The 23,379-nt window shown below is 63.4% G+C and carries 20 protein-coding genes; 11 read left to right on the top strand and 9 right to left on the bottom strand.

Going from position 1 to position 23,379, the window contains the following annotated elements; translation table 11 throughout:
• Positions 1 to 11: 11 nt before the first annotated feature.
• Both X907_RS05535 and hppD read right to left on the bottom strand, forming a co-directional pair.
• Positions 12 to 494 carry a MarR family winged helix-turn-helix transcriptional regulator gene (locus X907_RS05535; protein WP_127566038.1) on the bottom strand — a complete coding sequence of 161 codons (483 nt, stop codon included), beginning with the start codon at positions 492 to 494 and terminating at the stop codon, positions 12 to 14.
• Positions 495 to 500: 6 nt separating this feature from the next.
• Positions 501 to 1,571 (bottom strand): 4-hydroxyphenylpyruvate dioxygenase, encoded by a 1,071-nt coding sequence (hppD, locus tag X907_RS05530; protein WP_127566036.1) that lies wholly within the window; start codon positions 1,569 to 1,571, stop codon positions 501 to 503.
• Positions 1,572 to 2,040: 469 nt separating this feature from the next.
• Between hppD and brnA the strand changes: the two genes are divergently transcribed.
• Positions 2,041 to 2,268, top strand: coding sequence for a type II toxin-antitoxin system BrnA family antitoxin (gene brnA / locus X907_RS05525; RefSeq protein WP_127566034.1), 228 nt, complete (start codon positions 2,041 to 2,043; stop codon positions 2,266 to 2,268).
• Here the strand turns inward: brnA and X907_RS05520 are convergent, their stop codons facing one another.
• Positions 2,269 to 4,143, bottom strand: coding sequence for a M3 family oligoendopeptidase (locus tag X907_RS05520; RefSeq protein WP_127566032.1), 1,875 nt, complete (start codon positions 4,141 to 4,143; stop codon positions 2,269 to 2,271).
• A 159-nt stretch (positions 4,144 to 4,302) separates the two neighbouring features.
• On the opposite strand from X907_RS05520, the gene X907_RS05515 reads away from it, so the two are divergent.
• Positions 4,303 to 5,610 carry a metal-dependent hydrolase family protein gene (locus X907_RS05515; protein WP_127566030.1) on the top strand — a complete coding sequence of 436 codons (1,308 nt, stop codon included), beginning with the start codon at positions 4,303 to 4,305 and terminating at the stop codon, positions 5,608 to 5,610.
• Complete coding sequence (locus X907_RS05510; protein ID WP_127566028.1) at positions 5,607 to 6,677, top strand: phosphotransferase; 1,071 nt, start codon at positions 5,607 to 5,609, stop codon at positions 6,675 to 6,677. The genes X907_RS05515 and X907_RS05510 overlap by 4 nt, the downstream gene beginning before the upstream one ends.
• Positions 6,678 to 6,866: 189 nt before the next feature.
• Here X907_RS05510 and X907_RS05505 read toward each other — a convergent pair whose 3' ends face one another.
• Positions 6,867 to 7,334 (bottom strand): Dps family protein, encoded by a 468-nt coding sequence (locus X907_RS05505; RefSeq protein WP_127566026.1) that lies wholly within the window; start codon positions 7,332 to 7,334, stop codon positions 6,867 to 6,869.
• 129 nt (positions 7,335 to 7,463) lie between these two features.
• A complete protein-coding gene (locus X907_RS05500; protein ID WP_127566024.1) occupies positions 7,464 to 8,675 on the bottom strand; it encodes a pyridoxal phosphate-dependent aminotransferase in 1,212 nt (403 codons plus the stop codon).
• 238 nt (positions 8,676 to 8,913) lie between these two features.
• Between X907_RS05500 and X907_RS14415 the strand changes: the two genes are divergently transcribed.
• Together X907_RS14415 and X907_RS05495 are read left to right on the top strand one after the other, a co-directional pair.
• Positions 8,914 to 9,081, top strand: coding sequence for a hypothetical protein (locus X907_RS14415; RefSeq protein ID WP_170175472.1), 168 nt, complete (start codon positions 8,914 to 8,916; stop codon positions 9,079 to 9,081).
• Between the two features lie 72 nt (positions 9,082 to 9,153).
• Positions 9,154 to 10,179, top strand: a complete 1,026-nt coding sequence (locus tag X907_RS05495) for a hypothetical protein (RefSeq protein ID WP_127566022.1) — start codon at positions 9,154 to 9,156, stop codon at positions 10,177 to 10,179.
• On the opposite strand, the gene X907_RS05490 is transcribed toward X907_RS05495, so the two are convergent.
• Positions 10,165 to 11,232 carry a 5-(carboxyamino)imidazole ribonucleotide synthase gene (locus X907_RS05490; protein ID WP_127566020.1) on the bottom strand — a complete coding sequence of 356 codons (1,068 nt, stop codon included), beginning with the start codon at positions 11,230 to 11,232 and terminating at the stop codon, positions 10,165 to 10,167. The two genes, X907_RS05495 and X907_RS05490, sit on opposite strands and share 15 nt — an antisense overlap.
• Positions 11,233 to 11,242: 10 nt before the next feature.
• The gene (gene purE / locus X907_RS05485; RefSeq protein WP_127566018.1) at positions 11,243 to 11,746 is read right to left on the bottom strand and encodes a 5-(carboxyamino)imidazole ribonucleotide mutase; all 504 of its coding nucleotides are present in this window, start codon (positions 11,744 to 11,746) and stop codon (positions 11,243 to 11,245) included.
• Positions 11,747 to 11,899: 153 nt separating this feature from the next.
• Between purE and X907_RS05480 the strand changes: the two genes are divergently transcribed.
• The 6 genes from X907_RS05480 (at position 11,900) to X907_RS05455 (ending at position 20,622) form a co-directional block, all read left to right on the top strand.
• The gene (locus X907_RS05480; protein ID WP_233352540.1) at positions 11,900 to 12,631 is read left to right on the top strand and encodes a GGDEF domain-containing protein; all 732 of its coding nucleotides are present in this window, start codon (positions 11,900 to 11,902) and stop codon (positions 12,629 to 12,631) included.
• Positions 12,632 to 12,683: 52 nt separating this feature from the next.
• A complete protein-coding gene (locus X907_RS05475) occupies positions 12,684 to 13,706 on the top strand; it encodes a threonine aldolase family protein (RefSeq protein ID WP_127566016.1) in 1,023 nt (340 codons plus the stop codon).
• A 706-nt stretch (positions 13,707 to 14,412) separates the two neighbouring features.
• Positions 14,413 to 14,883: a hypothetical protein gene (locus X907_RS05470; RefSeq protein ID WP_127566014.1), complete on the top strand. Its 471-nt coding sequence runs from the start codon at positions 14,413 to 14,415 to the stop codon at positions 14,881 to 14,883.
• A 282-nt stretch (positions 14,884 to 15,165) separates the two neighbouring features.
• Positions 15,166 to 15,885 carry an ImuA family protein gene (locus X907_RS05465; protein ID WP_127566012.1) on the top strand — a complete coding sequence of 240 codons (720 nt, stop codon included), beginning with the start codon at positions 15,166 to 15,168 and terminating at the stop codon, positions 15,883 to 15,885.
• Positions 15,800 to 17,359 carry a Y-family DNA polymerase gene (locus X907_RS05460; RefSeq protein WP_233352539.1) on the top strand — a complete coding sequence of 520 codons (1,560 nt, stop codon included), beginning with the start codon at positions 15,800 to 15,802 and terminating at the stop codon, positions 17,357 to 17,359. The genes X907_RS05465 and X907_RS05460 overlap by 86 nt, the downstream gene beginning before the upstream one ends.
• The gene (locus X907_RS05455; protein ID WP_127566008.1) at positions 17,356 to 20,622 is read left to right on the top strand and encodes an error-prone DNA polymerase; all 3,267 of its coding nucleotides are present in this window, start codon (positions 17,356 to 17,358) and stop codon (positions 20,620 to 20,622) included. Before X907_RS05460 ends, X907_RS05455 begins: the two co-directional genes overlap by 4 nt.
• A gap of 22 nt (positions 20,623 to 20,644) precedes the next feature.
• Here X907_RS05455 and X907_RS05450 read toward each other — a convergent pair whose 3' ends face one another.
• Complete coding sequence (locus X907_RS05450; protein WP_127566006.1) at positions 20,645 to 22,048, bottom strand: YfcC family protein; 1,404 nt, start codon at positions 22,046 to 22,048, stop codon at positions 20,645 to 20,647.
• 141 nt (positions 22,049 to 22,189) lie between these two features.
• A complete protein-coding gene (locus tag X907_RS05445) occupies positions 22,190 to 23,368 on the bottom strand; it encodes an ABC transporter permease (RefSeq protein WP_127566005.1) in 1,179 nt (392 codons plus the stop codon).
• Positions 23,369 to 23,379 lie beyond the last annotated feature (11 nt).

Here is a 23,379-nt window from a genome sequence, read left to right as displayed (position 1 = left end):
GCTGTATCCGCCTAAAGCTCGCCCTTGCCTAGCACGTCGGCGCGCTTCTCCAGCCTGTCCAGCAAACGCGATAGCTGATCTGCCTCTTCAGGGCTGAAGCCCTCCAGCAGGGAACGCTCCCATTCCAGCGCCAGCGGTGCGATCTCGTCGAAGATGGACTGACCTTCCGGTGTCAGGGACACCAGAGCGGCACGTTTGTCCGTGGGGCTTGTACGGCGGCGCACCAGCGCCCGTTCGGTCAGGGTGCGCAGGGCGCGGCTCACCGTCACCTTGTCCATGGCGGTCGCTTCGCAGATGGCCTGCGCGGTTATCGCCTCGCCGCCCCCCAGCACCGCTATTACCCGCCATTCCCAGATCGTAAGCCCGAAGCGGGCCTGATAGGCGCGCGCGATCAGCCCGGACGCCTTGTTGGAGACGACCGAGAGCCGGTAGGGCAGATACTCGGAAAGGATGAGGGCGGGCGGCCCGTCCGCCCGGTTCGCCCGCCCCGTCATGACAGCTTACTCGGCAGCGTCGGGCTTGAGCACGCCGCGGCGGATCTGATCGAGCTCGATCGATTCAAACAGCGCCTTGAAATTACCTTCGCCAAAGCCCTCATTGCCCTTGCGCTGGATGATCTCGAAGAAGATCGGTCCGATATTGGTCGTGGTGAAGATCTGCAGAAGCAGGCCCTGCCCGTTCTCCGGGTCCCCATCAACCAGTATGGAGTTCTTTTTCAGACGCTCAAGGTCTTCCCCGTGGCCCGGCACGCGCTCGTCAACGAGCTCGTAATAGGTCGGCGGGGTGGACTGGAACTCCACGCCATTGGCGCGCAGCTTCTCGATCGTGGAGTAGATATCGCTCGTCGTCAGGGCGATGTGCTGGATGCCCTCGCCATTATACTCGCGCAGATATTCCGCGATCTGGGACTTGTCGTCAGAGCTTTCATTGAGCGGAATGCGCAGCTTGCCGCAGGGGCCGGTCATGGCGCGCGAGAGCAGGCCCGTATGGGCGCCCTTGATGTCGAAATAGCGGATTTCGCGGAAGTTGAAGACCTTCTCATAGAAACCGGCCCAATGGTTCATGCGGCCCATGAAGACGTTGTGGGTCAGATGGTCGAGCACTTCCAGGCCCGCACCGCCCTTGTCTTCGGCGCCGGGGATCGGCTCGAAGTTCCCGTCATAGATATTGCTGTCGCCATACTGATCGACCAGATAGAGCACCGAACCGCCAATACCCTTGATGGCCGGCAGATTCTGGTCATCGCCCCAGAGCGGCGTGCCATAGGGTTCCGCCCCGCGCGCGAGCGCGTCCTTATAGGCCTGTTTCGCATCGCGCACCCGGAACGCCATGGCGTTGGCCGACGGGCCGTGCTCGGCGCGGAAATCAGCCGCCTGGCCGGTCTTCTCGCGGTTTACCAGAAACGTGATATCGCCCTGCTTGTAGCGGACAATGTCACGCGTCTTGTGTTTGGCCACAGCCGTGAAGCCGAGCAGGGTAAACAGCTTGTCGAGCTTCTCGGGCTCCGGGCTCGTATATTCGACGAACTCGAAACCATCGGTTCCCAGCGGGTTTTCAAACAGGTCAGCCATGGCAAGGGCTCCTTCACACAAAAGGGGATAAGCCGGAACCGGGAGAGGTGCGTGACCGCCCAGACCCGTCCAGCAAACTCCCGGTCTTTGTGCCGGAAATTAGTATCATTTGCAACTAATTTGGTGTGCCCGCATCATCAGCCCTGCGTTTTTACGACGCAGGCCGGGGCCCAGCCCTTTGTCTCCGCAACGCGGCCGCGCTGCGGTATTCCGCGAATACCCGCCTGCGCAGGCACAGGCAGTCGCGGGCGGGCATTCGCGCTTTTCAGGCCGCTTTGCGGCCTGCAAGGCCGACCGGCCGACCGAGGCACTTCACCCTGAGGAGCCGCCGCAAGCGGCGTCTCGAAGGGGCGAGGCGCGAAGCCCGGATGGGCTGAGCATCACTAAAACTGGACACCGGCTTTCGCCGGTGAAACGAAGAGATAAAGGCCGAAACGTGATATACTCTCCGTCAGGGAGATAAACGCCTATGAAAGCCCGTGAATTTGACACCCGGTTTGATGAAGGCGGCGATGTCTCCGGCATCGTGGACTGGTCCAAAGCGCGCCGCCCCAATCTCGAAACCCGCCGGGTGAATGTCGGTTTTCCCGCTTGGGTGGTGGAAGAACTTGATCAGGAAGCCCAGCGGTTGGGGGTCACCCGGCAGGCGCTGATCAAGTTCTGGATATCCCAACGTCTGGAAACGGTCGCGGACTGATCAGTTCTCCATCTCGGCGAGGATGGCTTCCATCTCGTCCATGGTGCGCTCCATCCGCTCTACCAGCACCCGGTAAGGCTCCGGGGTGGCAAGGTCCACGCCCGCATCGAGCAGGATCTGGTAGGGATCGTCCGATCCGCCGGCACGCAGCGCGCCCAGATACCGCTCCAGCGCCGCTTCATCGCCGTCCAGAATGAGATCGGTGAAATAGGCCGCCGCCGCCAGCGAGGTGGCGTACTGGTACACGTAGAAATTCATGTAGAAGTGCGGCACGAACATCCATTCGTGGGTGTAGAGATCATCTACTTGCATGACCCCTTCTGCATGGCCGTGATAGCGGCGCACCACATCGGCGTAGAGCGCGGTGATCGCCGCGCCGGTAAGGGGTTCACCGCGTTCCACCGTTTCATGGATGGCCAGCTCGAACTCGCTGAACATGGTCTGGCGGAAGAAGGTGGCGCGCAGCAGCTCCAGCGCGTTGCCTAGATAGAATAGCCGCTCCTGCGGCGTCTGTGCCGTCTCCAGCATGTGCTCCTGAAGCAGGAATTCATGCACCGTTGAGGCCACTTCAGCGGTGAAGATCGAGTAGCGCGCCGTCTCGAAAGGCTGGGCCTCATTGGCCAGCACGGTATGCAGGGCATGGCCCCATTCATGGGTGAAAGTGGTCGCCGAGTTGTAGTTATCGAGATGGTTCAGCAGCACATAAGGATGCACGTCGTAGGCGGCTCCGCTGACATAGGCGCCGGAGGTCTTGCCCGGCTGCGGATAGACATGCATCCAGCGCTGGGAGACCGCGTCGGAATACATCGCCACATAGTCCTCACCCAGCGGGGCAAGGGAGGCGCGGGTCAGCTCGATGGAGTCCTCGATCCCGAACTCACGGTCAATGCTGACCATATCCGGATAGATGTCGTAATAGGCCGGATCCTCGACCCCCAGCAGCCGCGCACGCAGGGCGAAATAGCGGTGGAGGACGGGCAGCGCCGCATTGGTTTCAGCCACCAGCGTACGGTAGACGGCCTCCGGCACATTATCGCCCGACAGGGCAGCCGACAGAGCGTTGTCGTAACCGCGAAGGCGGGCCCGCGCGACCGAGTTCTGAACGTGACCATTCAACGCCGCACCGACAGAGCCGGTAAACGGCTGCCAGGAGCCCCAATAGGCATCAAACACCGCGATACGGTCCTCACGGTTATCCGAAGAGCGGCCGCGCGCGTAGCCGGCTGAGTTCACCGTAAGCTCGGTGCCGTCCGACAGGGTAATGGTGGGCCGGGGGATTTCGGAGTTCGCAAGCTGGCCGTAAATCGTATAGCTGGCGCTCGTGGCTGGGCCGAGGGCGGCGAGTGCGCGCTCGGTCTGGTCAGACAGGGTATGATCGCCATTGCGCAGGGTGGTGCGGATCATCTGGCGGAAAGGCTCCAGAGCCGGCTCTGCCTCGAAGTATGACCAGACCGTCTCCTCTCCCAGCGCGACGATGGCAGGGTCGATCCACGCACCGGCCTGTCCGATATGGGCATACATCGCCATGGCCTGCTGGCGCAGGGCCTGACCATCAGGATCGGCGAGATTCTCATCCGCGATCAGACCGGCATAGGTGCCGGCGCGGACCCCTGTACGCCAGGCATCCGAATAGGTGCGCAGGACACGCAGGAAAGCGCCCGCGCCGTCGCCCAGCGTGCCTTCCAGCCCGGCAAGTTCGTCTGCCGTGCTCATGGCAGCTCGCCTGTCAGAATCCCAGGCGGCGCGGTCCGGATAGAGAGCTGTTGTATCCCAGGTCCAGCGTGCGTCGGGCGCCGCCGTGCCTTGTGCGTAGCCAGCAGGTGCCAGCGCGATGGCGGCCGTGCAGGCCAGAAGAATGATTGTATTGCGGCGCATCGCCAGCTCCCCCTGTTAGATTGATCCGGCGATGTTCGGCACACGGACCGGCGCGTCCACTTAAACTGTTGTAACCTCTCACAAGCCCGTGATCAGGATTTGACTTTCCGGCACGGCGCGTCGGACAAAGGCGAATACAAACTAACGGGGAGCGGGCCGATGAAACGCTTTATTTCAAGCCTTTGCGTTGCAGCGCTGGGAGCACTGGCTTCTGCCGGACTGGTTTTCGCGCAGCCCGCCGAGGAGCACTTGCAGGTAATTCATGCCGGCCATCTGATCGCCGTGCCAGGCGAGCGGGTGCGCAATGGCGCCTCCATCATCATCCGCAACGGACGCATCGAGTCCATCGAGGACGGCTATGTCACCCGCGACGGGGCCGAGATCGTCGACCTCACCTCGCACTGGGTGCTGCCGGGTCTGATTGACGCGCACGTCCACCTGCTCAGCGAGCGTGGAGCCAATAGCCGGCTGGACCCTTTCACCCTCTCCAGCGCCGACCGTGCCTTTGTTGGCGCGCGCCATGCCCGGCGCACGCTTGAGGCAGGCTTTACCACCGTGCAGGATGTCGGCGGTGATCTGGAAGCCATCCTGGCCCTGCGCAACGCCATCCGTAATGGCGATGCGGTAGGCCCGCGCATGCGCGTTGCCGGTCCCTCCATCACGCCCACTGGCGGGCATGGTGATGTGAACGGCTATAATCAGCGCGTTATCGAGAACTTCTCCAGCCCCGGTGCCTGTAACGGCCCCTCTGACTGCGCCCGCGCCGTGCGCTCGCTCATTCAGGCAGGCGTGGACACGATCAAGATCACGGCCACGGGCGGGGTCTTGTCCAATACGGCGGCGGGCATCGAGGTCCAGTTCATGGATGATGAGCTGCGCGCCATCGTGCAGGCCGCCGAGATGATGGGACGCCGCGTCACGGCGCACGCCCATGGTGTGACTGGCGTGAACGCTTTCCTCGCCGCAGGCGGGCATTCGATCGAGCACGGCACGTTTCTGGACAATGAATCCATCCGGCTGTTCCGCAGCTCAGGGGCCTTCCTGGTGCCGACCGTGATGGCGGGTGAGTTCGTGACGCTGGAGGCGCAAGCCAACGCGCCCTGGATGACGCCGTTCCAGCGCGCCAAGGCGCTGCAGGTCGGCCCGCAAATGGTCGACATGCTGCGCCGCGCCCACCGGGGCGGGGTACAGATTGCCTTCGGCACGGACTCAGGGGTCAGCCGTCATGGTGATAATGCACGCGAATTCGAGCTGATGGTTGAAGCCGGGATGACGCCTGAGCAGGCCATCATCGCCGCCACCATCAACGGCGCCCGCCATCTGCAGATGGAAGGCGAAATAGGCCGCATCGCGCCGGGCTTTCATGCCGACATCATCGCAGTCAGCGGCAATCCGCTGGAAAATATCTCTGAACTGCGTGATGTGGACTTTGTCATGGCAGCGGGAATGGTACACAAAGCACCATGAGCAACTCACAATCCGAACTCGACGCCCAGTTTTCCGGCACCAAGTCCGTCGCGGACGCCCTGCGCTTTGACGAAAAGGCGCTGGAAAACTGGATGAAAACCCATGTGGACGGCTATGCCGGGCCACTTGAAGTGAGCCAGTTCCGGGGCGGGCAATCCAACCCGACCTACAAGCTTACCAGCCCTGCCCGCCAGTACGTTCTGCGCCGCAAGCCGCCGGGCGTTCTGCTGCCCTCTGCTCACGCCGTGGAGCGCGAGTTCACGGTGATGAAGGCGCTCGGCGAGGCCGGCTTTCCGGCACCGCGCATGTTCGGCCTGTGCGAAGATCCGGAAATTATCGGCACCGCCTTCTATGTAATGGAATTCGTGGAGGGGCGCATCTTCTGGGACGCCTATCTGCCGGGCATGGACCCGTCAGAACGCCGCGCGCTCTATGATGCGTCGAACGCCTCGCTCGCGCATCTCCACTCCATCGATGTCGAAAAGGCGGGCCTGTCGGAGTACGGCAAGCCGGGCAATTATTTCGAGCGCCAGATCGGACGCTGGACCAAGCAGTACAAGGCCGCTGAAACACGGCCCATCCCGGCGATGGACCGGCTGATCGAGTGGCTGCCCGCCAATGCGCCTGAGCAGGAGCGCACCAGCGTCGTCCATGGCGATTACCGTCTCGACAACATGATCTTCCACCCCACCGAACCGCGCGTCATCGCAGTGCTGGACTGGGAGCTCTCAACGCTCGGTGATCCGCTGGCGGACTTCACCTACCAGCTCATGCAATGGCGCACGCCGAAGGAAATCCGCTCCGGCTTCCTCGGCGTGGATTTGAAATCGCTCGGCATCCCGACCGAAGAAGAGTATGTCGCGGCCTATTGCGAGCGCACCGGGCGCAGCGGCATTCCCAATCTCGATTTCTATATCGCCTACAATATCTTCCGCCTGGCCGGCATCGCGCAGGGCGTCTATGCGCGGGCGCTGCAGGGCAATGCCTCCAACGAACGCGCGAAGGAACTTGGCGCCCTCGTCGAACCCATGGCCGAATACGCCTGGACGATAGCGGAGAAGGCTTGAGGGTTTTGGGTTCCGGCTGACGGTTTCTCCCCCCGTTTATGGGGGGAGTGGCCCGAAGGGCCGAGGGGGGGGATTGTTCAAAAAAGCTCCCCCCTCCGTCAGCTTCGCTGACACCTCCCCCGTAAACGGGGGAGGAAACCGGTGCCCTGCGCCGCTAACGCAACGGACGGATGACAAGGGGACCCAAACCTACCCCAAGGTCGCCCGGAGCATCCAGGCCATCTTCTCATGCGCCGTCACGCGCGGGGCAACGACATCAGCCGTGGCCTCATCGCCATGGGTGTTGGCCAGTTCCAGCGCGGCGCGCGCGGTGCGCACCACCGTCTCATGGCCTTGCAGCAGGTTGGCGACCATGTCGTCGGCCTTCGGAGTCTTGTCATCCGGGCGGATTGAGGCCGATTTCGTGATCTCGTCATAGGAGATCGGGGCCATCACGCCGAGCGCGCGGATGCGTTCGGCGATGTCGTCGGTCGCCGTCCACATCTCGGTGTATTGCGTCTCGAACATCGCGTGGAGGTCGTGAAAGCGCGGCCCCGTGACGTTCCAGTGATAGGCGTGCGTCTTGAAATAGAGCGCGTAGGTGTCAGACAGCAGGCGGGTGACGGCCTCGGCCATCTCTTCACGCTGCGCCTGGCTCAGTCCCATATTGATTTGCATGACGTTCTCCAGTTTGCGGAACGGGCGGAGAGGGAACCGCCCGGACAGTGTCCATTGCCTTACGTATATGGGAACGCCCTGTTCCAATCCAACTGGAACACAAACTGTCAGCGATAGAGAACGCCTATATCAACGCGCGGCGGCACAGAATTCCGCAATGCGGGTGCCCGCCTTCTCCAGTGCTTCGTCAGACGTGGCATAGGAGATGCGGAAAGCCGGCCCGGAGCCAAAGGCGGTGCCGGGAACGACGGCCACATGCGCCTCTTCGAGCAGCGCATCACACACATCGCCATCGGTTTTCAGCGCCTTGCCCTTGCCAGAGGTTTTTCCGATGAGTCCGGCGCAGGACGGAAACACGTAGAACGCGCCTTCCGGCTTTGGCGCATCCAGGCCTTCGCTGGCTGCAATGTGCCGCAGGACGAGATCGCGGCGGCGCACGAAGGCGTCATTGCGCGGCTTCAGGAAGTCATGCTCGCCATTCAACGCGGCTACAGACGCCCACTGGCTGATCGAGCACGGGTTGGATGTCGTCTGCGTCATCACCTTGGCCATCGCCTTGATGAGCGGTTCCGGCCCGGCAGCATAGCCGATGCGCCAGCCCGTCATGGCGTAGGATTTGGACACGCCATTCATGGTCAGCGTGCGCTCATAAAGCGAGGGCGCGACCTCGGCGATGGTGGCGAACTCAAACCCGTCATAGACGAGGTGCTCATACATGTCGTCGGTCAGGATCCAGACATGCGGATGGCGCTCCAGCACCTCTGCCAGCGCCTTGAGATCATCGGCGGAATAGGCTGCGCCGGTGGGGTTTGACGGCGAGTTGAGCACCAGCCATTTCGTGCGCGGCGTGATGGCCGCTTCAAGGGCTTCAGGGCGCAGCTTGTAGCCATCCTTTGCGGTGGCTTCAGCAAACACCGGCTTGCCGCCGCACAACAGCGCCATGTCGGGATAGCTCACCCAGTACGGCGCAGGCACGATCACCTCGTCACCGGGGTTCAGCGTGGCCGCGAAAGCGTTGTAGATCACCGGCTTGCCGCCCGGTGAGACATTCACCTGCGAGGGCTTGTATGCGAGGCCGTTATCGCGCTTGAACTTGGCGCAGATCGCCTCTTTCAGCTCGGTTATGCCGTCCACGGCAGTGTATTTCGTTTCGCCGCGCCGTATGGCGTCTATGGCCGCGTCCTTGATGTGGCCGGGCGTGTCGAAGTCCGGCTCACCAGCGCCGAGCGAGATCACATCAATGCCCTTGGCTTTCAGCTCACGTGCCTTCTGGGTCGCCGCAATGGTGGCAGACGGCTGGACGCGGGAAAGGGCTTTGGAAACCTCGAACGGGGCGGACATGGGTTCTCCTGATGCGGGCGGTGAAAGGCGCGCAGAAACTACCGTCCGTTTACCGTAAACCGCAATACGCGTTGCGCTGTAGCACTGTCATGATGCCTTCTTCTGACCGTAATTGATCTTGAGTTCGCCTGATTTTGGACCTCTGCGGGCCGCGAAGCGCAGGAAATCTGTTCATCTGGCGTTCACCGGACCAGTACAGGGTCAGCCGCAGACGGGTGGCTCATTGAGGGAGGGGATCATGGCTGACTTTTCTGCCGGTAATGGCCGTCCGGGCCGGGACATCAATCTGGGTGCCCTTCTCATCGCCATCGTCATGTTCGGTGCTTGCGCCGTGATCGCGCACGCTTCGGGCGTACTCGGCGACACCTCCTCAGGCCTGTTCATCACCCAGAGCGGCGAAGGCTAGCACGCCGATACCTGTGCCATTGCTGCCGATTTAATTTGAACCAGCTGCCACCAGCGGCCATCTCTCATCATTGTGAGCGTTCGTGGACCGGCCCTGACCCGTGCATCGGCACCCGCGTTCAGCCGCTTGCGGCTGGGTGCCTATATCTGCGCGGGCATTCTCCATGCCGGGGCTATCGGCGCGATTGCCGCGCTGCCGCCGGAAACCCTGGAACAGTTTATCGATACCGGCACCGGCATCGAGATACGCTTTTTCACCATCAGCGCCAGCGACGCAGAGAGCAATCTGCCGCTCAATGCGCCCCTGCTGGCAGATCGTGGCGAAACGGGCAGCGACAGTGCCGGCGCGGAAGGAAGTCCAGGCGATGACGCGTCCGGCATGGAGGAGGCAGAGCCAGAACCGGCCGCGGAACCGGATCCAGAACCCGCTGACGAGACCAGTCCGGACGAAACGGTTGAGCCTGTTCCCCCTGTATCGGAGACTGGCACCCTTCCCCCTGAACCGGACACGCCAGCAGCGTCAGCCCCTCAAGCCCCCGCGCAAGACAGGGCGCCTGCGCCCTCCTTTTCCGTGACGTCTCCTGAATCCCCGGTCGATACCATCCAGCCAGCCGAGGAGGACGCGGCAATCATAGTGCGGCGCGTGCCCACTTTCGCCGGAATCGCGGCCCGCGCGGAGACCGGCCTGCGGGTAGAAGATTTTCAGGTCAGCCGCATCGAGGGCAGCGTTGGCGCCGTGATAGCCGAGGTGTTCTGCCTGTCATCGGGCGATGCCAACCGGGAGATTGGCGATTGCGGCGATGGCCCCAACGCAGCCCAGGCCGAGCTGGCGATCTATCATGTCCGGGCCATGAGCGCGGGGCCGCTGGAGTTCGCCGAAAATATGTCGCGGCTGGAGTTTGAACTCGCCCAGCTGGGCGTGAGCCCCTCGACGATGGAATTACTGCGCGTGCATTTCCTCAATGCGCAGCGCGAGCAGATCAGCCGTTCACCGCTGCTTCGCGCGATGGACCGCGACCGCTCAACGCGCACCGATCATCTGGGTATCGGCCCGTCCATCACGCCGCAGCGCGCACGCGATCCGTCAGGAGAGCGGTGAGAGCCGGTTTACATGGCCCATCTTGCGGCCCTCGCGCGCCTCGCCCTTGCCATAGAGGTGCAGGCACACGCCCGGCTCAGAGGCCAGCGCCTGCCAGCGTGCCACATCATCACCGATCAGATTATCCATGCGGGCCGCCGAGTGCGGTGACGGCTCTCCGAGCGGCCAGCCCGCAATCGCGCGGATATGCTGTTCAAACTGGCTCACCGCGCAGGCATCCATCGTCCAGTGGCCGGTATTGTGGACGCGCGGGGCAATCTCGTTCACCCACAGACGGCCATCGTCCAGCACGAACAATTCCACCGCCAGCACACCCACATAGTCGAGCCCTTCGAGGATCGCAGAGGCGATGCGCAGGGCCTCCCCGGCCAGCACATCCGCGCCGGGTGCAGGGGCAATGGAGGTGCGCAGGATTCCGCCCTCATGGTGGTTTTCTGCCAGCGGGTAGGCCTCAATCTGGCCGTCAAGGCTGCGCGCGGCGACGACCGACACTTCGCGCGTGAACGGCGCAAAGGCTTCCAGAATGCAGGCCACACCGCCCAGCGCCTCGAAGGCAGCAACGGCATCACTGGGCTTGCGGATGACCTGCTGGCCCTTGCCGTCATAGCCCATACGCCGCGTTTTCAGGATGGCAGGTGTGCCAAGCGCTTCGATCGCCGCCTCAGCTTCGTCCGCGCTGGAAACCGCCCGCCAGGGCGTGGTCTCGATACCCGCCTCATTGACGAAGCGCTTTTCCGTCACCCGGTCCTGGCACACTTCCAGCGCCTTCACGCCGGGGCGCAGCGCGGCGTGTTCACCCGCCTTGCGCGCGGTCTCCACGGGGACGTTCTCAAATTCGTAGGTCACGACATCAACGCCAGCGGCAAAGCGCGCCACGGCGTCCAGATCGTCATAGGGCGCGACCGTGCAGGCCGCCGCCACGCGCGCGGCGGGGCTGTTGTCCTCGGGCGTGAAGATATGAACGTCGAACCCCAGACGCGCCGCGTCCATCGCCAGCATGCGCCCCAGCTGGCCGCCGCCGAGAATGCCGATACGCGCGCCGGATTTCAGCATGAGCGCGAGCCTAGTCCTCTACACTGTCGGGAATGCTATCGCTGAGGCTGGCACGATAGGCGGTCAACCTGTCAGCAAGCGCTGTGTCTGTGAGCGCCAGTATGGAGGCTGCCAGCAGCCCGGCATTCGTCGCGCCCGCCTCGCCGATGGCCAGCGTGCCAACGGGTATGCCGCCGGGCATCTGGACGATGGAGAGCAGGCTGTCGAGGCCGTTGAGGGCCTTGGACTTCACCGGCACGCCGAGCACCGGCAGTTCGGTAAGCGAGGCGACCATGCCCGGCAGATGGGCCGCGCCCCCTGCCCCGGCAATGATGATTTTCACGCCGCGCGCCTTTGCCGACTTGGTAAAATCCACCATACGGTCCGGCGTGCGGTGAGCGGAGATCACCCGCGCATCAAACGCCACACCCAGCGTATCCAGCGCGCCGGTCGCGTGCTGCATGGTCGGCCAGTCCGAGCGTGAGCCCATGATGACCGCTACGGGCGGTGAAGGGTCGGGAAAACGGGTCGCCATGCGCAGCCTCCGGGCAGCGGAAAGCGCGGGAGCCTAGCCATAAGCCGCATGGCGTCAAGCGGCAGGTGAACCATCCTGGCAAGCCCGCTTGAGCGTTTGTTAACCACGATCAACAAGACTGCGTCCTTGAGTCGATTGGGAAGGATCGGGGACATGCGGGTGCGATCCAGCGGAGCGGCAGGCGGAGTGGCGTCTGCAGGGCCTGTCAGCGGGCCCGTGCGCAGCGAAGCTGCCAGCCCGGCATCGGCCCCCTCTCCGGTGCGGCGCGCCGACGACACCGCCTCCATCATGGGCGTGCCGGAAGCGGAACTGACCCCGAATGTCCAGCGTGCGCTCCTGACCCTGATGGGCGAGGTAGACCAGCTGCGCAAGGAAACCGACGCGCTGCGCGCCAAGGTGCGCGATCTGGAAAGCCTCGCTGACCGCGACGTGCTGCTGCCTGTTCTCAACCGGCGCGCCTTCCTGCGCGAGGTGTCTAAAGCCCTGTCACTGGCCGAGCGCCACGATGCGCCTTCAGCGCTGGTCTATTTCGACCTTAACGGCTTCAAGGCCATCAACGATACCTATGGCCATGCCGCAGGCGATGAAGCGCTAAAAGTCGTGGCCGATACCCTCTCCTCCCAGCTACGCGACACTGATGCTGTCGGACGCCTTGGCGGCGACGAGTTTGGCGTGGTCCTGGTACTCACCCCGGTCGAGGCCGCCGAGCGCAAGGCCGAAGAACTGGCCGGTGCCATTGCAGCCGCGCCGATCCATTTCGGCGGACTGACCTTGAACCTCAAGGCCGCCTGGGGCGTGCAGGCGCTGGAACGCGGCATCACCCCGGAAACGGCCATGGCCGAGGCGGACGCGGCCATGTATGCGCGCAAACAGTCGGCAGCCTGACGCCGCTTCAAGGCGTTGATCGCGCGCCTTTTCTCGTGTCAGGTGCGCCCCCATGAGCTTCCTGTCAGATACTACTGCCCCCGCCCACCCTGCCCTTCTGGAGGCGCTTGTACGCGCCAATGAAGGGGCCGCTGCCAGCTATGGCAATGACGCGATTTCCGCGCGGGTAAAGGCGCAGCTCAAAGAGATATTCTCCACCGATCTGGAGCTGGTATTCACCGTCTCCGGCACGGCGTCCAATTCGCTGGCGCTGTCTGTGCTGGCTCCGGGCGATACGGCCATCCTCTGCCATGACGAGGCGCATATTCACCGCGATGAGCGCGGCGCGCCGGAGTTTTTCACCGGCGGGGCCAAGCTGATCACCCTGCATGGCGACCATGCACGCCTGACGCCTGAAACGCTGGAAGCGGCGCTCAGCCAATGGCCGTCAGACTTCGTACACACCACCCCGCCCTCGGTCTTGAGCCTCTCCAACCTCACCGAGTCCGGCACCACCTATGATGTCGCGACGGTGAAAGCGCTGACGGGCCTCGCCAAGGCGCGCGGGATGCACGTCCATATGGACGGCGCGCGCTTTGCCAATGCGTTGGCGCATCTCAAATGCGATCCGGCGAACCTGACATGGCGCGCTGGCGTCGATGTCTTGAGCCTTGGCGCGACCAAGGGCGGGGCGCTGGCGGCAGAGGCCGTGATCCTCTTCCCGTCCGTCATGGACCGCTTTTCCGCCCTGCAGGTGCGCCAGAAACGCGCCGGACACATGGTGGCGAAAATGCGCTATGTCGCCGCCCAGTTCGAAGCGTGGCTGGAGCGTGGCCGCTGGCTGGAGCTGGCCGCTCACGCCAACGCGATGGCCAGCGAATTGGCAAAGGGCCTGTCCGTTGTTCCCGGCGCGAAACTGCTCCACCCGGTTGAAGGCAATGAGGTCTTCATCGACCTGCCGCAAGAGGCCGTCGATGCGCTGAACGCCCTCAATGCCGGCTTCTACCCCTGGCCCCATGGCGGCTACCGCTTCGTCACCAGCTGGCAGACAAAAGCGGAAGACGTGGCGCGGGTGGTGAAGACCGCGCGGGGGTAACCTTCTTTCACCCACCATCTTCGTTTTCCCGACGAAATACGCATTAGTTCGAGTCCTTTCCGAACATCTCGTCAGCAAGCGAAGTTTTTTTCACTCTGTAACGTCTGGCACCACCAGCAAAATTTGGTTGTCAAGCATTAATACGCTACAAAATTCCACTTTAACCTATTGACCTATCAAACAATATTACAGAAATCTGTGATCGCTCTCTACGCAGAGCAATCGTCTCGAATCGCTTCATTAAAGGAGTATTTTGCTAGCGATTGGAAGACTATCGATACGATGCTACCAGAATAGCCTAGGTCGTCGTTAGCTTTGGCTTAACTGTATTATATAAATTCTCGACTTCCCATCAGAAAGACCCCCGGATGCGCTAACATCCGAGGCCTTAGACAACGGAGCAATTAAATGCCGCTTTCCCCGTTTTTGTCTCTCAGAGGAGACTGGTAAAATGAGCCACGATACGCCCCGGGACGTCAATGAAAAAGTACGCCAGAGCGACATATTTTCTCGATTTCGCAATGTAGTCGATACAATGCGGGGCTTTGAGTGGCTCTTCATGAAATTGGTTAGGACCATCCAGTTCATATTTGGCCGCTTGTCATTGACCAGTCCAGACAGCTGGTTGATAGGTCCAGTCGTCTTTGATTAGATATTTCGACTGACGAATAATTTTCCGTATTAAACTGCAACGAATGGATCTAAGATGGAATATCTCCGAAAGCTACTAGTTCACGGTGTTAATGAGGCACTTGCGGCTCAGAGATTTTCTCTGGCGCCACCGACTGAAAGCGGCTGTGACGAAGAAGGTCATATTCAGGTCAAAATAGCCGGGCGCAATTGCGTAGTGCTTTGGAGTGGCATTAGCTATGGCGAACTTAGAGTTTCGGTTTGGTGGAACTATGAACACTCAAATCACCCTCAGGCCAACCTAAAGGGTAATGCTCGTGAGAGCTTCAATTTATCGCAACCTTTGGCGAAAAAGAGTGCTTATCCAAATTTCGTCGGCGCTACAGTAAGTGGCTGGTTAGAAAGAAAAACTGGCCCGCATCTTCAAGGAAAAGGCCGCACAGGTCTCTTCGATACCTACGTTAGAAGGGGCGAGGCAGAATATCTCCGCGCCCTTTCTGAACCCTCCCCTGCTGGTTTTGCGGCAGAAGGAAAATTTTTCCTCTAAATAGCTAAAATACAGACTTTTCTAGCAGAAGTCGGGACCCAGAAAGATGTTGGACCCCGGCTCATCCCGGTGAAACGCGTGAGGTGCACGTTATAGGTCCCGACTTCCACTTCATAGGTCCTGGCTTCCACTTCGTCGTTCCCGCGCAGGCGGGAACCCAGAGCCATTTGCACCGACAGAGCCCTATGATCTCTGGATCCCCACCTGCGCGGGGATGACGAGGAGAGAGGATCCCCGAATCACCCCTCTTGACTCTTGGGCCTAAGAACAAAATAAGAACATATGGCCCGTGCGATCCTCCATGACCTGCCTCTTAAGCGTCTCTCCACGCGCGTGGAGAGGGAGGCTGCGCGTCTGGAAGAGAGGTTCGGCGCACCCTTGCAGGGCGTACACGAGATTGCCCCAGCCGCCTTTGCCGACATGGCCGCCGCGCTGGGGCTGGCGGTGGGATTTGCACAGACGCGGCCCCATGGCGGCTGGCTGTGGGTGCGCACGCGCCGCCAGCGCCTTGATCTGGGGCGGATCAGCGCGCGGGGGCTCGCAGCGCTGGGAGCCGATCCGGCCCGCGTGATGCTGGTGGAAACCCGCGACCACAATGCAGCCCTGCGCGCGATTGACGAGGCCGCACGCTCACGCGCCATCGGGGCCGTCATCGCGGAGGTGGAGGCGGCTGATTTCACCTTCACCCGCCGCCTGACGCTGGCCCATGAGGCAAGCGCCACGCCGGTCATCCTCGTGCGCTCATGGCGCACCGAAGGGGCGACCGCCGCGCATAATCGCTGGCGGGTGGCGGCGGCGCCTTCAGCGCCCAATGCGTTTGATCCACGCGCCCCCGGACGCGCGCGCTGGCAGGTGACGCTGGAGCGCTCGCGCGAATTTGCGCAACGGGCCGGAGAGACATTCCTGATGGAGATGGATGATGCGCCGCTTCGTGTGCGTCTGGTTCCCGCACTGGCCGATGGAGCGCCTGAAACGCGCCCGCACCACGCCATGGCCGGTTGAGGACGGCGCGCCCTTCGTACTGACCGAGACTTGCGCGCAGGGCCGCACGCTGGCGGCGGTGAACGAGGCTGCACGCGCGCTGGGGTTGGAACCGGGGCTTCGTTTCACCGATGCACGCGCCCGCGTGCCGGACCTTGCAGCAGAAGAGATAGACCGCGAGGCGGACGCGCTGGCCCTGAAGCGCCTCACCCTCTGGATGACGCGCTTCTCCCCCCTCACCGCCATGGACGGGATTGACGGCATACGCCTCGACGTGACGGGCTGCGCGCACCTGTTCGGAGGGGAGGAGGCCTTTCTGGCCGCCATCAAGCGGGCTCTGGAAGCCTTGGGCCTCACGTCCCACCTTGGCCTCGCCGACAGTGCAGGCGCGGCATGGGCGCTCGCCCGCTTCGGTGCCAATGCGGTGCAGATCAGTGGGCCGGAAAAGGCGCGCGAAGCACTCACCGCCCTGCCCATCGCTGCCCTGCGGCTGGAGGCTGGCACGGTACAGACTTTACGCCGTTTCGGCCTGACCCGGATCGGCCAGCTCTTCACGATTCAGCGCACCGCCCTCGCCCGCCGCTTTCGCAATCGCGAGGCTGCGCAGGACGTGCTGTTACGCCTCGATCAGGCGCTTGGGCTGCGCCCGGAGCCGCTGATCCCGTTGAAAACGCCCGCGCGCTTCACCGCGCGGATTTCCGGCCCGGAACCGCTATTGAGCCTTGGCGGGATCGAAGACGCGCTCATCAAGCTGCTCGCCGAGCTGACGCGCCAGCTGGAGGAGGCGGGCAAGGGCGCGCGGCGCTTCATCCTCACCGGCTATCGCTCTGATGGCACACGCACCAGCGCCAGCCTTGCCCTCTCCCGTCCGGGACGGGATGCGGGCGCTATCGCGAAGCTCTTCGCGCCGCGCCTTGAGGCCATGGATCCGGGCTTTGGCATCGATCTGATGACCCTCTCCGCCCATGGCACCGGCCCGCTGGAAGCCATTGCCTCTGCCCTGCCCGATGGCGCAGCCCTGCCGGGCGCTGATCCGGCCGAGACAGCCGCGCTGGTGGACCGGCTGAATGCAAGGCTGGGCGATGATCTGGTCGCCATCTTCACCGCCCATGAAAGCCATGTGCCGGGCCGCAGCGAGGCGCTGACACCCTTTCCCGGCGCGCTGAAACCCTGGCCCGCCTCGGCTCATCGCACCGGCCCGCGTCCGCTCGTCGTGCTCGACCAGCCAGAGCCGGTGGAAACCATTGCCATCCTGCCCGACGGTCCGCCTGCCCGCTTCACCTGGCGGCGTGTGACGCGCAGCGTGGCGCGCGCGGACGGGCCGGAGCGGATCGGCCCGGAATGGTGGCGGGGCAGCGCGGATGGCGTGCGCGCGCGCGACTATTACCGCGTGGAGGATGAGGACGGGCACCGCTACTGGCTGATGCGTGAGGGGCTTTATGATGACCAGCGCGGCGGCACTCCGCGCTGGTATGTGTGCGGGCTGTTCCCATGAGCGCGCTTGTCTACGCCGAACTTCAGGTGACCACGAACTTCTCCTTCCTGCGCGGGGCAAGCCATGCCGCCGAGCTGGTGGAGAAGGCAAAGGCGCTGGGGTTTTCTGCCATTGGCGTGGCGGACCGCAACACGCTCGCCGGTGTGGTGCGCGCTCATATCGCGGCCAAGGAACACGGGCTGAAATTGCTGGTCGGCGCGCGGCTGGACCTTGCCTGCGGCTTAAGCCTTCTCTGCTATCCCGAAACCCGCGCCGCCTATGGCCGCCTCTCCGCCCTCATCTCGCTGGGAAAGATGAAAGCCCCCAAGGGCGAGTGCCATCTAACCCTTGAAGATGTGATGGAGGCCGCTGACGGCCAGTGCTTCATCATCGTGCCGCCAGAAGAACCCGATGCCGCCTTCGAGGCGCTGCTGGCCCGTTTGGGCGCGAGCTGGCCGGGGCGGGTATGGCTGGCCGCCGCGTGGCGATACAGGGGGCGGGACAGGGAGCGGATCGCATGTCTGGACGCGCTTGGCAGGCGCGCGGGCGTGCCGATCGTCGCCGTCAATGACGTGCTCTATCACGCGCCGGAACGCCGCCCCTTGCAGGACGTGATGAGCTGCATACGCGAGCACTGCACCATCGAGGAGGCAGGCTTCCGCCTCGAACCCCATGCCGAGCGGCATCTGAAAAGCCCGGCCGAAATGGCCCGGCTTTTTGCCGGATTTGAAGCCGCTATAGCGCGCACGCAAACCATCGCCGCGCGCTGCACTTTCAGCCTCGATGAGCTGCGCTATGAATACCCGGACGAGCCGGTGCCGCCCGGCTCTACGCCTCAGGGTCATCTCGAATATCTCACCTGGAAGGGGGCGGAGTGGCGCTATCCGGACGGCGTGCCGGACAAGGTGAAGGCGCTGCTTGCGAAGGAACTCGCCCTCATCGCGGAGCTGAAATACGCGGCCTATTTCCTCACCGTGCATGACATTGTGGCGTGGGCGCGCGCGCAAGACATCCTGTGTCAGGGGCGCGGCTCGGCGGCCAATTCGGCTGTCTGCTACTGCCTTGGCGTCACGAGCGTCGATCCCGCCACCAGCAGCCTCCTGTTTGAGCGCTTCCTGTCGAAGGAGCGGCGCGAACCGCCTGACATTGACGTGGATTTCGAGCACGAGCGGCGCGAGGAGGTGATGCAATATGTCTATGCCCGCTATGGCCGCCACCGGGCGGGGCTGACCGCCACCGTCATCTCCTACCGCCCGCGCTCTGCCGTGCGTGAAGTGTGCAAGGCGCTGGGCCTGACCGAGGATGTGTCGGCGGCGCTCGCCGGCACGGTCTGGGGCTCTTGGGGGCGCACGATTGAAGACAAACACATCAGGGAAGCCGGTCTCGACCCGCAAAACCCGATGATCCGCCGCGCCATCATCCTCACCCGCCAGCTGATCGGCTTTCCGCGCCACCTCTCCCAGCATGTGGGCGGGTTCGTGCTGACCAAGGGCCTGCTGACCGAGACCGTACCCATCGGCAATGCCGCGATGGAGGACCGCACCTTCATCGAGTGGGACAAGGACGATATTGATGCGCTGGGCATCATGAAGGTGGATGTGCTGGCGCTGGGCATGCTGACCTGCATCCGCAAGGCGTTTGACATGCTTCGCACGCACAAGGGTATCCGCCACACCCTCGCCAGCATCCCGCCCGATGACGCCGCCACCTACGCCATGCTGTGCCGGGCCGACAGCCTGGGCGTCTTCCAGGTGGAAAGCCGCGCGCAGATGAACATGCTGCCTCGCCTGCGGCCCCAAACCTTCTACGATCTCGTCATTCAGGTCGCCATTGTGCGCCCCGGCCCCATTCAGGGCGATATGGTCCATCCATATTTGCGCCGCCGCAAAGGCATCGAAGCCGTCACCTTCCCCTCGCCCGCCCCGGAGCATGGCCCGGCGGACGAGCTGGAAAGCATATTGAAGCGTACGCTCGGCGTGCCGCTCTTTCAGGAGCAGGCCATGCAGATCGCCATTGATGCGGCCAAGTTCACACCCGAGGAGGCCAACGGATTGCGCCGCGCCATGGCGACCTTCCGGCGCGTGGGTACGATCCGCAATTACGAGGAGAAGATGGTGCAGGGCATGGTGCAGCGCGGCTATGCGCCGGAGTTCGCCGCGCGCTGCTTTGACCAGATCAAGGGATTTGGCGAGTACGGCTTTCCCGAAAGCCATGCCGCCTCGTTTGCGCTCCTCGTTTATGTCTCCTCATGGATCAAATGCCACCACCCGGAGGTGTTTGCCGCCGCCCTCCTGAACGCTCAGCCCCTGGGCTTCTACGCGCCTGCCCAGATCGTGCGCGATGCCAGGGAGCACGGGGTGGAGGTGCGCCCCGCCGACGTGAACCATTCGGCCTGGGACAACATGCTGGAACCGGCTGAGGGCGGCCCATGGCCCGTCGCGCTGCGCCTCGGTCTTCGCCAGATTGATGGCCTCAAAGAAGAGGAGATGGCCCGGCTGACGGCTTTGCGCGGCACTGGCTATACCAGCCCGGCGGATTTGCGTGCCCGCACCCGCCTGCCGCGCGCCACGCTGGAAAAGCTCGCCAGCGCCGATGCCTTCACCTCGCTGAACCTCTCCCGTCGCGAGGCGCTGTGGGCGATACGCGGCGAGACGGTTGAGCCCCCTGCCCCGCTGCTGGCACTGGCGGGCGATGGGGCGAAGAAGACGCCCACGGAGCTGCCGCAAATGCCGCTGTCTGAGCATGTGGTGCAGGACTACCAGACGCTCCGCCTATCGCTGAAAAGCCATCCCATGGCGCTTTTAAGGGGGCTGTGGCGCGAGGAACGCCTCGCGACCACGCAGGAGGCCTGCGCCACGCCAACGGGCCGCAGGGTACGTACAGGCGGGCTGGTGCTGGTGCGCCAGAAACCGGGCACCGCCAAGGGCGTGCTCTTCATCACCATCGAGGACGAGACCGGCATCGCCAATCTCATCGTCTGGAAGAAAGTGGCAGAGCTTTTCCGCCCGGTCGTGATGGGCGCGCGTATCCTCGCCGTGACGGGCCGTGTGCAGACGGCTGACAATGTCACCCACATCATCGCGGAAAGGCTGGAGGATCGCTCCGGCGATCTCTTTTACCTCAGCGAGGACGCCCAGCGCGAAATGCTCGACGGCGCGATGGCCCCGGTAGACGAGGTGCGCCGCCCCGTCATGGCGCGGCGCGGGCCGCCGCCAAAGGACAGCTCACACGCCCGCCATCCGCGCGATGTGCGCGTCATCCCCAAAAGCCGGGATTTTCACTAAAGGAACAGGCTTCACCGCCCGGTCAGGTATACCCGATCCAGACCGCCAGCATCAGCGCCAGCGCACCGGCGATGGTCAGCTTGATCATCAGGGGAAATACAAAGCGCAGCCAGCGGTCATAGGGAATGCCAGCAAGGCCCAGAATGCCCATCAGCACGGCGTTGGTCGGCACGATCATGTTGGAAAAGCCGTCGCCGAACTGGAAGGCCAGCACGGTCACCTGACGGCTCACCCCGACCAGATCGCCAATCGGGGCCATGATCGGCATGGTGGCAAAGGCCTGGCCGCTGCCCGACGGTACGAACAGGTTCAGAAGGCTCTGCAGCAGGAACATGCCGACGGCGGAAAACTCCGCGCGGACCTGTTCCAGCGGCGTTGCCAGCGCATTGACGATGGTGTGCAGCACCAGCCCGTCTTCGAGAATGAGCGAGATCGAGCGGGCAAAGCCGACCAGCAGCGCTGTGGCGGTCAGCTGCGCCGCCCCGGTGATGAAACTTTCCGCGGCATCATCAAGGCGCAGACGCCCAAAAATGATGGCCGCAACAGCCAGCGCCAGGAAGATCGCTGCCAGCTCTGTCAGCCACCAGCCCTGCAGCATCACGCCCAGCACCAGGCCGACAATCGTCGCGCCCAGCGAAAGCAGGACCAGACGGCGCTGCCAGTTCATCTTCGGATAGTCTTCCGCCGGCGGCGCGACGGTGGCCGGCAACCCGGCCATCAGGCTTTTGGACGGATCGGCCTGTACCTTTCTGGCGTAGCTGTAGACGTGATGGAAACCGATGGCGAAGATCGGCAGGGCGATAGCCAGACGGTACCACCAGCCCGAAAGCGGCTGAAGCTCGGCAATGTCCTGCGCGACCATCACGGTGAACGGGTTCATGAACGAGATCCCGTAGCCGACGCCGTAGCCGACGACCATCATCCCGACAGCCGTCATGGAATCCAGCCGCAAGGCCGCGCACAGCGCCACCAGTATGCCGACAAAGGCGATGTATTCTGCGGCCATGCCAAAGGTGGCAGAGAACGTGCCGAAGACGAACATGGCAGCAAAGATCAGCAGCGCCAGCCGGTCACGGAAATGCTGCAGCATGCCGCCGATCGCCGCATCGATTGCACCGGTCAGCCGTACCACGCCCAGCACGCCGCCAATCAGGAAGACAAAGAAGATGACGTCGGAGGCCGAAGCCATGGCGCGCGGCACCACGCTGAGCAAATGCCAGGGCGCCAGTGTCTGCGCGTCCTCGACCACCTCATAGGTGCCCGGAACCACCATCATCCGGCCGGCCTCGTTGGGCTGCATCTCGAAACTGCCGGCGGGCAGTATCCAGGTCAGTACCAGAGCAATGGCCATCATGATGACCATCAGCACCAGCGTGTGCGGTATGCGCAGCCACGAGCGCTTAGCCGCGCCTTCCTGTCCGGTCATCGATAATCCCCTCCTATTGCCTTCGTCCGGGTGCCATTGGTGATGGGCCCGCCGCGAAGGTCAAGCGCGCAGCTGGATTCGGCGCCGGGGACGGCGAGCCCGGCCCGGTGGCAGATCAGGCACCACCAGGCCGGGCCGCTATCAGTCGTTATGCACGGCGAGCAAGGGAATGCGCGCGGCACGGATGGCCGGGATGAACCCGCCCAGGAAGCCGACAATCAGGGCAAGGATTACCCCTTGCACAGCGGCATCTGGCGTCACTGCGAAAGCGAAGACGATCTGGGTGAAGCCCGAGCCCAGCGTGGAGGCGCTGACCCCGTCAAAAAGCAGATACGTCGCCAAAGCGCCGATCAGCCCGCCTGCAAAGGCGAGCACCAGCGCCTCTGCCATCGCTGCGGTAAAGGCAGGAAGGCCGCCAAAGCCGATGGCCCTGAGCGTTGCCAGTTCACGCGTGCGCGCATCGACCGAGGCATACATCGCGTTCCACGCACCGGCGAGCGCGCCGATGGCCATGGCAATGGCCAGCGGCCAGCCAAGGAACATGATGAGATTGGTCGTGCCACCCGCTGACCGCGCGAAATAGGCCCGCTCGGAAAGCACTTCGAGATTGAGCCGGGGCTCGTTCTCGACATATTCGCGCAAAGCCTCGATGGCGTCCGGCGAGGTCAGCCGGGCACGGACGGTCTGCACGCTGGAGCCCCGGTCGTAGAGATTCTGGATCACGCCCAGATCGGCCCAGATTTCGGAATCGAACACCGAACCGCCCGTGGAGAACACGCCGACAACAATCCATTCATTCGTTCCCAGCCGGATGCTCTGGCCCAGCTCGAACCCATCAAATTCACGCAGCACGCTTTCACCCACAACCAGTTCCCCGGTGCCGGGGCTGAACATGCGCCCCTCGACAAGCGAGAATTGCGGACGCAGCTCCGGGCCATGCTGCCCGACACCGCGAAGCGCCAGATTGGCCCGCGTCTGCGTGGTGCGCTTGATGCCGTCGGCGACGACATAGAGCTCGGCAGAGATGAGCGCCTCGCCATTCTCACCGGCAGCGATACCGGGCGCGATTTCGACAAGGCGTACATCATCGCGGCTAACGGTGGAGTTCATCTCCGCCATCGCGCCGCCGCGCAACATGATGGCTACGTCATCGGAGCCGGCACCATCCACCGTGGCCCGGAAACCGCTGGCCATGGCCATGAAGCCGAGCAGCACGCCAACCACCAGGGCGATGGAGAGGACTGTCGCCAGCGACATGCCCCAGCGCTGCGGGATGGAACGCAGATTGAGAAGCGTTACGGCTGTTGTCTGTTTGAGCATGGTGATCTCTC

It is taken from the genome of Glycocaulis alkaliphilus (assembly GCF_004000605.1).
GTDB lineage: Bacteria > Pseudomonadota > Alphaproteobacteria > Caulobacterales > Maricaulaceae > Glycocaulis > Glycocaulis alkaliphilus.
The sequence above is the reverse complement of the archived record's forward strand: the minus strand, read 5'-3'. Positions and strand labels throughout refer to the sequence as shown.